Annotated in this window: 10 protein-coding genes and 1 pseudogene; 3 read left to right on the plus strand and 8 right to left on the minus strand. The window is 56.1% G+C overall.

Annotation, left to right across the window (positions count from 1 at the left end):
* The first annotated feature begins 3 nt into the window (after window positions 1–3).
* The gene (gene paaE, locus M8010_RS10600) at window positions 4–1083 is read left to right on the plus strand and encodes a 1,2-phenylacetyl-CoA epoxidase subunit PaaE (protein WP_250091044.1); all 1080 of its coding nucleotides are present in this window, start codon (window positions 4–6) and stop codon (window positions 1081–1083) included.
* A gap of 89 nt (window positions 1084–1172) precedes the next feature.
* Complete coding sequence (paaZ, locus tag M8010_RS10605; RefSeq protein ID WP_250091047.1) at window positions 1173–3218, plus strand: phenylacetic acid degradation bifunctional protein PaaZ; 2046 nt, start codon at window positions 1173–1175, stop codon at window positions 3216–3218.
* A gap of 122 nt (window positions 3219–3340) precedes the next feature.
* Here the strand turns inward: paaZ and M8010_RS10610 are convergent, their stop codons facing one another.
* The 6 genes and pseudogenes from M8010_RS10610 to M8010_RS10635 all read right to left on the minus strand — a co-directional run bounded on the left by M8010_RS10610 (window position 3341) and on the right by M8010_RS10635 (window position 8597).
* Window positions 3341–4045: an ABC transporter ATP-binding protein gene (locus M8010_RS10610; protein WP_250091167.1), complete on the minus strand. Its 705-nt coding sequence runs from the start codon at window positions 4043–4045 to the stop codon at window positions 3341–3343.
* A gap of 210 nt (window positions 4046–4255) precedes the next feature.
* Window positions 4256–4705: pseudogene (locus tag M8010_RS10615) on the minus strand (hemerythrin domain-containing protein); the annotation flags it as partial.
* 17 nt (window positions 4706–4722) lie between these two features.
* Window positions 4723–5481 carry an ABC transporter ATP-binding protein gene (locus M8010_RS10620; protein ID WP_250091049.1) on the minus strand — a complete coding sequence of 253 codons (759 nt, stop codon included), beginning with the start codon at window positions 5479–5481 and terminating at the stop codon, window positions 4723–4725.
* Window positions 5478–6485 (minus strand): branched-chain amino acid ABC transporter permease, encoded by a 1008-nt coding sequence (locus tag M8010_RS10625; RefSeq protein WP_250091051.1) that lies wholly within the window; start codon window positions 6483–6485, stop codon window positions 5478–5480. The genes M8010_RS10620 and M8010_RS10625 overlap by 4 nt, the downstream gene beginning before the upstream one ends.
* Window positions 6485–7360 carry a branched-chain amino acid ABC transporter permease gene (locus tag M8010_RS10630; protein ID WP_250091052.1) on the minus strand — a complete coding sequence of 292 codons (876 nt, stop codon included), beginning with the start codon at window positions 7358–7360 and terminating at the stop codon, window positions 6485–6487. The genes M8010_RS10625 and M8010_RS10630 overlap by 1 nt, the downstream gene beginning before the upstream one ends.
* Window positions 7361–7439: 79 nt before the next feature.
* Window positions 7440–8597, minus strand: a complete 1158-nt coding sequence (locus M8010_RS10635) for an ABC transporter substrate-binding protein (RefSeq protein ID WP_250091054.1) — start codon at window positions 8595–8597, stop codon at window positions 7440–7442.
* A 309-nt stretch (window positions 8598–8906) separates the two neighbouring features.
* Between M8010_RS10635 and paaX the strand changes: the two genes are divergently transcribed.
* Window positions 8907–9875 (plus strand): phenylacetic acid degradation operon negative regulatory protein PaaX, encoded by a 969-nt coding sequence (paaX, locus tag M8010_RS10640; RefSeq protein ID WP_250091055.1) that lies wholly within the window; start codon window positions 8907–8909, stop codon window positions 9873–9875.
* Between the two features lie 8 nt (window positions 9876–9883).
* Here the strand turns inward: paaX and M8010_RS10645 are convergent, their stop codons facing one another.
* Window positions 9884–11062, minus strand: coding sequence for a YbfB/YjiJ family MFS transporter (locus M8010_RS10645; protein ID WP_250091057.1), 1179 nt, complete (start codon window positions 11060–11062; stop codon window positions 9884–9886).
* 87 nt (window positions 11063–11149) lie between these two features.
* Window positions 11150–11938: an acyl-CoA thioesterase gene (locus M8010_RS10650; protein WP_250091058.1), complete on the minus strand. Its 789-nt coding sequence runs from the start codon at window positions 11936–11938 to the stop codon at window positions 11150–11152.
* Window positions 11939–11985: the final 47 nt, after the last annotated feature.

Below are 11985 nucleotides of genomic sequence, written 5' to 3' on the forward strand. Positions count from 1 at the left end.
ATCATGAATAAATTCTACTCACTGACCCTCAAAGAGGTCAGACCTGAAACAAGAAACGCCGTATCACTTGCTTTCGACGTGCCAGAAGAGCTGGCAGACAAGTTCCATTACAAACAAGGCCAACACCTGATTGTCCGGACCGAGCTGGATGGCGAAGAAGTCCGCCGCTCCTACTCGATCTGCCGAAGCGTCAATGATCAGGAACTGCGCATTGCCGTCAAACAACTTCCCGGTGGCCGCTTCTCAACCTACGCCAACGAGCAGCTCAAGCCCGGTGCGACTTTGGAAGTCATGCCGCCCCAGGGCCATTTCTCCATCGATCTGGACCCAGAACGCGAAGGCAACTATCTGGCCGTCGCCGCTGGCAGCGGGATTACCCCGATCCTGTCGATCGTGAAGACCACGCTGGAGACAGAGCCGAAGAGCGAAGTCACCCTGTTCTATGGCAACAAGGCCACCAGCAGCACCATGTTCCGGGACGAGCTTCAGGATCTGAAGAACGAGTACATGGCGCGCTTGAACCTGGTTTACATCTTCACCCGCGAAGAGCAGGACATCGACCTGTACAACGGACGCCTGGATCACGACAAGTGTGATGCCCTGTTCGACCACTGGATCAACGCAAAGGAGCTTACCGCCGCTTTCATCTGCGGCCCCCAGTTGATGACAGAAGACGTGAGGGATTCCCTGCTTCGTCACGGTATGGAGAAAAGCCGGATACATTACGAACTGTTTACACCGGTCGGCGGTGCGCCCCAGGCCCGCAAGGACCGGGACCCCGCCCACGTGGATCCCAGGTCCGTCAGCGAAGTGACCGTCATTGCCGATGGTCGTTCGTTGACATTCCCTCTGGTGCGCGATACCAGGAGCATCCTCGATGCCGGCAATGAAGAAGGCGCTGACCTACCTTACTCCTGCAAGGCCGGCGTCTGCTCCACCTGCCGCGCCAAGGTGGTGGAGGGCGAAGTGGAGATGGACCAGAACTTTGCCCTGGAGGATTACGAGGTAGAAGCGGGCTATGTGCTGTCATGCCAATCCTATCCGGTCAGCGACAAGGTGGTACTGGACTACGACGAGATGTAGTCCCAGTTCAGCCAAAGCAAGACACGAACAAGGCAAGTTCCGCAACAACGGGACTTGCCTTGGCGTTTCAGAAACGAATGGAGTTTCCCATGTCAGTCCTGAAAAGTTTAATTGCCGGCCAGTGGGTCGGTGAAAAGCCCGCCAAGGCGCTGCCCAGCGCCATAAATGGCGAAATTGTGGCACACACCCACGACGACACCCTCGATTTCAAAAATGCCGTTGAGTATGGCCGCAAAGTTGGCGGCAAGAATCTGATGGCGATGGATTTCCAGGAGCGCGCCCTGGCCCTGAAGGCCATGGCCATGTACCTCCAGGAATACAAGAAAGAGCTGTACGCGCTGTCGATGCATACCGGTTCCAGCAAAGGCGACAACGGAATCGATATTGATGGCGGTTTCGGCACCCTGTTTTCTTACGCCAGTATGGGCCGCCGCGAGCTGCCTTCCGGCAACGTTGTTCACGAAGGCCCGGTGACGCCACTGGGCAAGAACAACCACTTCGCCGGCACCCATATCCTGGTTCCCCGGGGCGGTGTAGCTGTTCATATTGATGCGTACAACTTCCCGGTATGGGGCATGCTGGAAAAATTCGCACCTACTTTCCTGGCGGGCATGCCCTCCATTGTGAAGCCGGCAACCTCAACCTGCTACGTGACCGAACTCGCCGTTCGCCTGATGCAGGAGTCCGGTGCTCTGCCCGATGGCAGTCTGCAGCTGATCATCGGCAGCACCGGCGATCTGTTCGAGCATCTTGAAGAACAGGACGTGGTTACCTTCACCGGCTCGGCTGCAACCGCTCGCAAACTCAAGAATCACCCGAACATCATCAACCGTTCGATTCCGTTCAATGCCGAGGCCGACTCACTGAACAGTGCAATTCTGGCACCAGACGTGACCCCCGAGCACGAAGAGTTCGATATTTTCGTGAGAGAAGTAGGCCGCGAGATGACCGCAAAAGCCGGCCAGAAGTGTACCGCTATCCGCCGTATCCTGGTGCCGAAAGATCAGGTGGACGCGGTCTGCGACAAGCTGAAAGAGCGGTTGTCGAAAGTCACCGTGGGAGATCCTTCGGTTGAAGGGGTACGCATGGGTGCACTGGCCTCCATCGATCAGCTTGAAGACGTCAAAGCCAACATCCAGGAACTGCTGAAAACCAGTGAACTGGTCATCGGGGGCGACGGCAGCTTCAGGCCGACAGGCGAAGGCACCGAGAAAGGCGCGTTCATTGAACCCCATGTTCTTCTGTGCCGAAACCCGGAAAATGGCTGCGGCGCACACGACATCGAGGCCTTTGGCCCGGTGGCAACCGTGATTCCCTACGACACTGTCGAAGATGCAGTGGCTCTGTGCGCGCAAGGCCGGGGCTCACTGGTTACTACTCTGACCACTCGTGACCCTGCCATTGCCGGCAGGATCGCCCCGCTGCTTGCGGCCTTCCACGGGCGCCTTCACCTGCTGGATGCTGAAGCTGCCAAGGAATCTACCGGCCATGGTTCCCCCCTGCCCATGCTCAAGCATGGTGGCCCGGGCCGCGCCGGTGGTGGTGAAGAGCTGGGCGGCATCCGCGCGGTACATCATTATTTGCAAAGAACCGCTATCCAGGGCTCTCCGAGCATGCTGGCAGCGGTCACCCGAGAGTACGTGCGCGGTGCCGATCTGATCGAAACCGATGTGCACCCTTTCCGTCGCCACTTCGAAGACCTGCAGATCAACGAATCCCTGCTGACTCACCGGCGCACCGTCACCGAAGCCGACATCGTCAACTTCGGCTGTCTGTCCGGTGATCACTTCTATATGCACTTTGATGAAATTGCGGCGCGGGACTCCCAGTTCGGCAAGCGCATTGCCCATGGCTACTTCGTGCTTTCCGCTGCCGCCGGCCTGTTTGTTTACCCGGGTGAAGGTCCGGTGCTGGCGAACTACGGTCTGGACACCCTGCGCTTTATCGAGCCAGTTGCCCCGGGCGACACCATTCGGGCACGCCTCACCTGCAAGCGCAAGATTGATCAGGGTCGGACATCTCCAGATGGACACCCGCAAGGTGTCGTGGTCTGGGATGTTCAGGTTCACAACCAGAACGACGAAATGGTTGCGAGCTACGACATCCTGACACTGGTTGCCAAAAAGCCCGAGTAACAGCGGGCTTGCCAGACTTTCTTCCTGTCCTGGACCCCAGGGAGAAAGTCACAGGCAAATAAAAGGGGGACAGGTCGCAAGACCTGTCCCCCTTTTATTTGTGCTTTATAAGCTTCGGGCGATCACATACCCAGGTAGGCCTCACGTACTTTCTCATTACTGAGCAGTTCCCGGCCGGTGCCTTCAATCACCACTCTTCCGGTTTCAAGAACATAACCACGGTCTGCCAGCGCAAGCGCCTGGGAGGCGTTCTGTTCGACCAGGAAGATGGTGATGCCCTCCTCCTTCAGCTCCTTAACGATGTTAAAGATTTCTTCGATGATCAACGGCGCAAGGCCCATACTGGGCTCGTCCATAAGCAGCAGCCTTGGTTTGGCCATCAGCGCACGGCCCATGGCCAGCATCTGCTGCTGGCCACCGGAAAGCTCACCGGCCAGGTTATGGCGCTTCTGTCGAAGAATGGGGAACCTGGTGTACATACGCTCCAGATCCTCCATCACTTCTGGAGTCTTGCCACGGGTATAGGCACCAAGCAGCAGATTGTCGTGGACACTGAGATCCTTGAACACCTGACGGCCCTCGGGCACCTGCACGATACCATCGGCCACCCGCTGGTCCGACGAGATCTTCGCCAGATCCTTGCCCTCGAACATAATCGTGCCACGGTCAGTGGGTTGTAATCCGGAGATGGTCATCAGCAGGGTTGATTTGCCAGCACCATTGGCACCCACCAGCGATACGATCTCACCGCTGTTGATTCGAATATCAATATCGTGGAGCGCTTCAATCTGGCCGTAAGATGTTGCCAGCCCATTGATGGACAGCATTTCCTGCTGGGCGTGCGGCGCGGTCACCCGATCCACGTGCTTGAGACCCAGCCCGCCAAACCTTTCAGGGGTGTAGCTGACAATCTGGTGACGCAGCTCCCGGAACTCTTCGCGGACCCTCTCACCAAACAACGGGTCGTTTTCCACATCCCGCGCTTCGATAATCTGCTGCCAGTCTTCCTCAGTGAGCAGTTTTCTCGCCCGCGGAATAACCACACCTTCTTCCTTGCGGATATGCTTACGGAGGGCCTCTGTAAAACGAGCCAGGGCATGACTGAATTCTTCACGCCCTTCCGGCCAGTTCTCTTCGCATTGCGTCAGTAATTGGCGCAACTCCACCAGTTTTTCATGGCCTATCACGTAGCCCCTGGCCAGCTTCTCCAGCAGAGGTGCTGTCTCGGGAGACTTCTCACTGAGCCGTTTGTACAGCTCAATGTCCGTGGGCGTGCTATGCACCCGCTGGGAGAAATGCTGAATATAATCAAAAATCGTCTTGAACAGCCGCTCATCCGGCCGCTGATCATTGAGGTTCATATCGCTCAGAAGCTGATCCAGCAGATCAAGGATCCGCCAAAGCGCCTGATGTTCACGGACGATAATTCGTACGGCCTGCTCACTGCGTGACTGGGCAGGCGCCATTTCAGTGTGTTGCTCGCTCATGTGAAATGTCTCCTTGCTCAGCCACCCAGATAGGCGGCGATAACGTCCGGGTTCTGACGGATTTCCTCGGGCGTACCCTCGGCCAGAACGCGACCATAGTTAAGCACCAGCAACCGGTCAGAAATACCCATCACCAGTTTCATGTCGTGCTCAACCAGCATCACGGTTATGCCCTGCTGCGCGATTTTCCGGATTAACTCTTCCAGTGCCGCCGTTTCGACGGCATTCAGACCCGCAGCCGGCTCATCCAGCAGGATCACCTTGGGCTCCGCTGCCAGAGCCCGGGCAATCTCGAGCCGCTTGAGGGCACCGTAGGACATGGCAGATGCCTCTGCGCCCAGATAGTCACCACAGCCAACATACTCCATCAGCTCAGCTGCGCGCTTACGGGCAGCTTCCTCGTTATGACGGAGAGACGGCAAGCGGAACAGCGTGGTGAACAGGTTACTCTTCAGCTGCAGATGACGGCCGAGCATGACGTTCTCAATGGCGGTCATATTCATGCAGATCTGCATCTGCTGAAAAGTCCGGCACATGCCGCGCTCTGCGAGCTGGTTCGGCTCCAGCTTTGCAGTGCTCTCACCATTGAGCCGGATTTCACCCTTTGTCGGTGTATAAAGACCGGTGATCAGGTTGAACAACGTCGTCTTGCCAGCACCGTTGGGGCCGATAACAGAGTAGACCTGCCCCGCCTCTACGGAAAAACTGACCCCCTCAACCGCATGGACACCACCGAAAGCCTTATCCAGACCTTTGACCTCAACCAGTGCTGTCATGCCTCACCTCCCGTCTTTTTGCGGATTCTTTTGGAAACGGCAGCGGTAAGCGTTGGCAGCAGACCCTTGGGCATGAAAATCATGGTGAGCATGAGGATCAAGCCGAACATGACGTGCTCCAAATCCTGAAAATCCGCCAGAACCTGGGGCAACAGTTTCAGAACCACGGCGCCGAGAATCACACCGAAAGTGGACCCCATACCACCCAACACCACCATGGTGATAAAGAGAATGGAGAACTCGAAGCTCGCAATTGCCGGCGTGATAAAGCCCTGGAAATGCGCATAAAGACCGCCCATCAAGCTTGCATAGATGGCCGATATCACGAACACGAGGCTTTTGTACTTCGCTGTGTCGACTCCCACTACGCTTGCGGCTACTTCCGAGCCCTTTACAGATCGCAATGCGCGACCAATTGGAGATTGAATGAGGTTCAGGGCGAACCAGACCGCCAGCAGAAGTATCACGCTGGAAAACATATACCAGGCCTGAACACCAGAAATCTCCAGCCCGAACAGCGAATAGGTACCAAAGGGGCTGAGCTCCCAGCCGAATACCTCGAAAGCCGGGACCGGCATACCGTCGGGGCCACCAGTAATGGCCCGTTCGTTATTCAGGATAATGGCAATAATGAAGCCGACGGCCAGGGTTGCCATTGACAGGTAATGCCCTTTCAGACGCAGTATCGGTCGGCCCACTATCCAGGCAATTATGCCGACAATGATGGCACCGGCCACCAGTGCGGGCACAGATGGCCAGCCATAAGTTCCGGTTGCGATACCCGAGAAGTAAGCACCCAGGCCAAAGAACCCAGCATGGCCGAGACTGATCTGGCCGGCAAAGCCCACCAGCAGGTTCAGTCCAACCACGGTGGCGGCAAGAATGGCTATTTGGGTAGCCAGCTCATAATGGAAAGGGTTGCTCAGAAAGGCCGGCAGAATAATGAGGATGAGTGTGAGAACCACCAACCCCTGGAGACGCGACTGCATAAACCGATTCAACATCAGACACGCTCCACTACTTTGGCACCGAAGAGCCCTCGGGGCATGAAGAATAGCACCAGCAGTATCATGGAGAACGCAACTGCATCCTTGTAGTCGGAAGAGATGTAACCGGCTGCCATAGCTTCAACGATACCGAGGGCAAGGCCACCGACAACAGCGCCCACGCCGCTGCCAAGTCCACCAATTGCTGCAGCGACAAAGCCTTTCAGGCCAAGAATGATACCGATGTCATAGGAGGTGAAGGTGATCGGCGCAACGACAATGCCGGCTACCGAACCTAGCAGCGCAGATACCATAAAGGCCAACATCAGCACCATCTGAGTGCGTATACCCACCAGACGTGCCGCTTCCTTGTTCATGGAGGTGGCCAGAATCGCCTTTCCGATCAGTGTCTTGGTGAAGAACAGCACGAGAGCCACTACCACAACGGCACCAATACCGAGAACCCAGAGGCTCTGACTATTCAGAACGGCACCAAAAACCCGGATAGGCTCATCGCTACTGAAATTCTGCATCACATGGTATTCCTTGCCCCAGACTAGCTGGGCAATACCACGAATAAAAATGGACGCACCGATCGTAATTATGATCAGGGTAACCACGTCAGCCTGCTTGGCCGGTGCAATGGCGAAGCGCTGAAGAGCAATCCCAAGCACGCCAGCGAGGGTGATCGCCAGCACGATCGCAATCACCATGGGTACGCCCATGGCAGTCAGTGAAACGGTCGCCATACCTCCAATCATCAGGAATTCGCCCTGGGCGAAGTTGATGACATGACTGGCGTTGTAAATCAGGGTAAAGCCGAGAGCGATCAGAGCGTAGGTCGCACCGATCGTAACCCCGGTGAACAGGTACTGTAAGAATTCTGCGAGCATAGCGGTGGTTCCGGTCGAACATCGGCTGGCGACTAATCCGAAAGGGCAGCCGCCAGCCGCGAGACAGGTGAAAGGGAGATCAGTTAATCAGTTTCCATTCGCCGTTCTGTACTTCCAGAATGCGGAAGGAATCTGCATCGAGACCGTTGTGGTCTTCCGGCGACATGTTGAATTCACCGGTAACGCCGACGTAGCCCTTGATATTCTCCAGTGCGTTACGCACCGCTTCAGGGTCCGTGGAGCCAGCTTCTTCAATAGCGCGCACCGCCAGCATCAGGCCGTCGTAGGCGTAGGCACCAAAGGTAGATACCTTGGAGTCCCAGCGAGACTCATACTCTGCCTTGTAGTTCTGAACGACTTCTTTCTGGGGATCGTCATCCGGCAGAGAATCCGGCACAAGCAGCGGAGATGCAGGCAAACGCAGACCTTCGGCAGAGGAACCAGCCAACTCCAGGAAGCTATCGGATGCCACACCGTGGGATTGGTAGAATGGCAGCTCCATTCCCAGCTGGGCATAGTTCCTGGTCACAATGGCCGGACCCTGACCAAAACCGAAGTTCAGAACCGCTTCAACACCCTTTGTGTTACGGATATTGGTCAATTGAGCGGTCATGTCTGTATCAGATCCGCTATAGGTAACATCAGCAAGTATTTCCATACCCATCTGCTCTGCCACTTCCAGAGTCTGGGTGCGGCCGGAACTACCGAAACCACCGGTGCCGGAGATCAGGCCAATCCTGGTGATACCGCGGTCTTTCATGTCGGTAAGGATGCGCTCGGCGGCCATACGGTCAGACTGCGGAGTCTTGAACACCCATTTCTTCACCGGGGTGGTAATAACCACAGCACCCGCCAGAGAAATGAAGGGAACCTGCGCCTGCTCAATCAGGGGTACCGCGGCCATGGTCGCACCGGTGGTGCTGCCACCGACGATGATATCAACACGATCGGACCGGATCAGTCGGCTGGCGAAGTTTCGGGCAGACGAGGCGTTGCCAACGTCGTCGTAGTGGATCAACTCCAGCTGACGACCAAGGACACCACCTTCTTCATTAATTTTTTCAACATACATCTCGAGCGTTTTCAGCTCGGGATCACCAAGGAAGGATGCTGGACCTGTGACAGACAGGAAAGAACCGATCTTGATGGGTTCAGCTGCCTGGGCACTCATCATCATGAGGCCGGCAGCGGCTATAACTGCGCATTTTCCTGCGCGACGTATCATTGTTTTGAGCATTGTTTTTGTTCTCCCGGGTTGTGCAGGGGCTTGAGTATATTTTTTATTCCTTTATCCCTAATTACTGCATTCCTTGTTCTTCGCTCTCGGTAAAATTCGATACCGTTGACGAATATCAAACGAAGTTATTGTATCATAACTTCCATGTCAACTGATTTCAGGGCCGCTGGTCACGGCTTTTTCAAGTAAAGCTGACGCTGACACAACGCGCCAGTCCGGCAATCAAACAGACAAGGCTTTACCTGACACGCAAGACCCGCATAATACGTGCGACGTGTTTCATTGATTCTTATTTGCGAACCTGGGGCCATGACTGCAAAAAGCCAGCTCGAACTGCTCGTCAACAACTTCCAGAAGAAACGGCCACTCCGCGCCGGCTCTCTCATCATCACCATCTATGGCGACGCCATCGTCCCCCGTGGCGGCAACGTCTGGCTTGGCAGCCTGATGAAACTCGTTGAACCCATGGGTATCAGCCAGCGACTGGTGCGTACCTCGGTGTATCGCCTGGTTCAGGAATCCTGGCTACAAACTGAAAAGGTCGGGCGCTGCAGTTATTACAGCCTGACCGGCCCTGGTTTGCGTCGGTTCGAACAGGCATTTCAACACGTTTACAATCTCGATACGGCGGAGTGGAGCGGCAGCTGGTGCCTTGTCTACCTGAATCAGCTGGCACCGGAACTTCGCCAGAAAGTCCGGGAAGAGCTGAAGTGGCTCAGCTTTGGCAGCATGGCGCCGGGACTGATGGAGCACCCGAGATTTACCCGCAGCGAACTGATTCCCATGCTGCAGGAATGGGGCGCTCTGGAGGACACCATCGTGATGCAGACCATACCCATGGAACAAAAGAGCCCCAGAGCACTTCGCCTCCAGGTTCGCGAAAGCTGGAACCTGGATGAACTCGGGGGTCGCTACAGGCGTTTTCTGAAGCAGTTCCGCCCTCTGTGGCGAGAACTTCAGTCTGAAGACACTCTCAGCCCGGAGGAATGCCTGCTTCTGCGCATCCTGCTGATCCACGAGTATCGCAAGATACTGCTTCGTGACCCTTTACTACCCGATGAACTGTTACCGGGTGACTGGGAAGGTCGCAGCGCCAAGCAACTTTGCCGCAACCTTTACCGTCAAATCTATGTGCGAGCTGAGCAGTGGCTGGACGAGACTCTGGAGAATGCTTCGGGCCCCCTCCCCGGCCCTGGCGAGAAATTCTACAAGCGTTTTGGTGGTTTGAGGGACACCAACATCCAGACTGATCCGACGATGGAACCGGAAACTCTCTAGAATAGTGCTCAGGCGGGGCTTTGTGCATTTTGCTGCTGAACCCGCCTTGCCAGATGCAGGATCACGACACCAAGCGCCATAACCACCAACGTCAGCCAGAGGCCGTTGGTATAGTTACCCTCTACATCAGCCAGATAACCCACCACGGCGGGCGCCAACATCTGGGCTATGCCGTAGCTGAAGGTCAAACGGCTCATCGGCCGTGAGGGGTTTTCAGGGAAAACGCGCCCCACCATCGCCAGCATCATACTGACAATACCGATAAAGCTGGCGCCATAAATCACGGAACTGAGCATCACACTGGCCAGGCTGGTATTCACGATCAGCATGAGGATGCTCACGGAGTTAAGGGCGTAGGCCAGGTAGAGTGCCAGCCACTGCCCCCAACGCCGGGAGAACACATCCCACAGCCAGCAGGCAGGAGTTGCAGCAAGGCCAGCAATCAGCCACACCAGCCAGCCCTGACCACGGAGCTCGGGCATGGATTCTGCGATCGCCACCAGGAAGGTGGCCGTGACAACATAACCGACGCCCGCGCAGAAATACGCCAGTTGCAATATACGTATGAATTGGCTCCGCTCGGCGCCGCCTCTGTCCGCCCCCGTTCTGGGCAATGCACAGGCCCGGTAATCCGGCATCCAGTGCCACGCAGGAACCAGCAGCACCAGGGCCACCAGCCCGTAGATCACCCATTGCTGATCCCAGGTGAACGAACCCTTGATTAGCTCGGCCACCACAGCAGTGAGAACTATCCCGAGCCCGATACCGGAAAAGAACACACCAAGCTCGGACTTCTGGTTGTTCCTGATCAGCCAGCTCATCAGCAGACCGGCACCCAGCAACATACCTGCTGAGGTACTCAGCCCGGAGATAAAGCGCAGAATGAACCACAACCACACGTTGGTGGTGTACCCCATAAGAACTGTTGAAACCACGGCGACGACCAGCCCAAGCTGGTAAAGTCTTACTTTCAGACCGATATCGTTGATTCGGGTAATGAGGACTGCACCAGCCAGGTAGCCCGCGTAGTTCACGGTTGCCAGCATACCGACAACGGATTTGCTCAGGCCCAGTGCCGCAACCATCTCCGGGATCATCGGCGTGTAGGAAAACCGGGCAATCCCCACCATGACCACAACCGCGATCACGCTGGCCACCAGCACTTTCATCGTTTGTATTGACTTCACAGGGATTCCTCACTTCAAAGACATGATTGGTCGTTGGAATTGCCTTTGCCCCAGATAGCGGGAAATGGAGCCCGATTTCTCATTTTTCTATCCGAAAACCGTTACCGTTTGCCGGCTCAGCGCTACCAGTTCCCCGCGTGAGGTCCAGATTCCGGCCTGGGTGTGGCCGTATCCTGTGCCGGCTTTATCAATCTTCGCCTTGTACAGCAGCCAGTCTCCTGGCTCCAAAAATGGCCTGGGATGCACGATATCAAGCGCCCAACTCAGGGAACTGGTTTTCACCCGTTGCTTCACATAGGGCAAAACAGCGGGCGGCCACGCATCAACGAGAGCAATAATGTGGGCGTCTGAAAAGGTTTCCGGAGTCTTCCTGAATTGCATCCAGCCGCCCAGCTCCCGGCCACCTTTGCCACTGAACGGCAGATTACCAAAAGCCCAGCGCATTTCGATCTGTTGAATGAACTCCGGCGTAACTCCCTCGACGTAATCCAATCCTTTGCATTGGCTCACAGGTTTAGCCTCCGGAGCCGGCAAAGCATCCACCTCCACCTCGGAATCCCTGTCACCGCCAAAACTGGCCAATGCGACCAGTTTTGGCTCACCATTCTGGACGATGCGGCCCATCACCTGGCTGACAGCCTTGCCTTCCCTCAGGATTTCAGCTTCGACCGTGGCAGGCTCATCCGGTGTTACCGGACCCACGAACGACACCTGCATGGACCGCATAGGCCGCCCCGGAGTAACTACATGAGCCATCCGGTCAAACACCAGCGCGGCAACCACTCCTCCAAAGGAGGCGCGCCCCTGGGCCCAGTTGGACGGGATGGTAACTTCCCCGTTTTTGACCACCTCGTTTATCATTTCATCAAAATTCATCAACCCGCCTCATTAGCATCCTACCTAGAATAATCAGGAGCTTGCCC

It is taken from the genome of Marinobacter sp. ATCH36 (assembly GCF_023555055.1).
GTDB lineage: Bacteria > Pseudomonadota > Gammaproteobacteria > Pseudomonadales > Oleiphilaceae > Marinobacter.

What these genes read in the sequence shown, in the direction of transcription:
- paaZ (WP_250091047.1), top strand. Translation starts at nt 1,173, where the DNA reads ATGTCAGTCCTGAAAAGTTTAATTGCCGGCCAGTGGGTCGGTGAAAAG.
- M8010_RS10620 (WP_250091049.1), bottom strand. Translation starts at nt 5,481, where the DNA reads ATGACAGCACTGGTTGAGGTCAAAGGTCTGGATAAGGCTTTCGGTGGT.
- M8010_RS10630 (WP_250091052.1), bottom strand. Translation starts at nt 7,360, where the DNA reads ATGCTCGCAGAATTCTTACAGTACCTGTTCACCGGGGTTACGATCGGT.
- M8010_RS10635 (WP_250091054.1), bottom strand. Translation starts at nt 8,597, where the DNA reads ATGCTCAAAACAATGATACGTCGCGCAGGAAAATGCGCAGTTATAGCC.
- paaE (WP_250091044.1), top strand. Translation starts at nt 4, where the DNA reads ATGAATAAATTCTACTCACTGACCCTCAAAGAGGTCAGACCTGAAACA.
- M8010_RS10610 (WP_250091167.1), bottom strand. Translation starts at nt 4,045, where the DNA reads ATGCTGTCCATCAATGGGCTGGCAACATCTTACGGCCAGATTGAAGCG.
- M8010_RS10650 (WP_250091058.1), bottom strand. Translation starts at nt 11,938, where the DNA reads ATGAATTTTGATGAAATGATAAACGAGGTGGTCAAAAACGGGGAAGTT.
- paaX (WP_250091055.1), top strand. Translation starts at nt 8,907, where the DNA reads ATGACTGCAAAAAGCCAGCTCGAACTGCTCGTCAACAACTTCCAGAAG.
- M8010_RS10625 (WP_250091051.1), bottom strand. Translation starts at nt 6,485, where the DNA reads ATGTTGAATCGGTTTATGCAGTCGCGTCTCCAGGGGTTGGTGGTTCTC.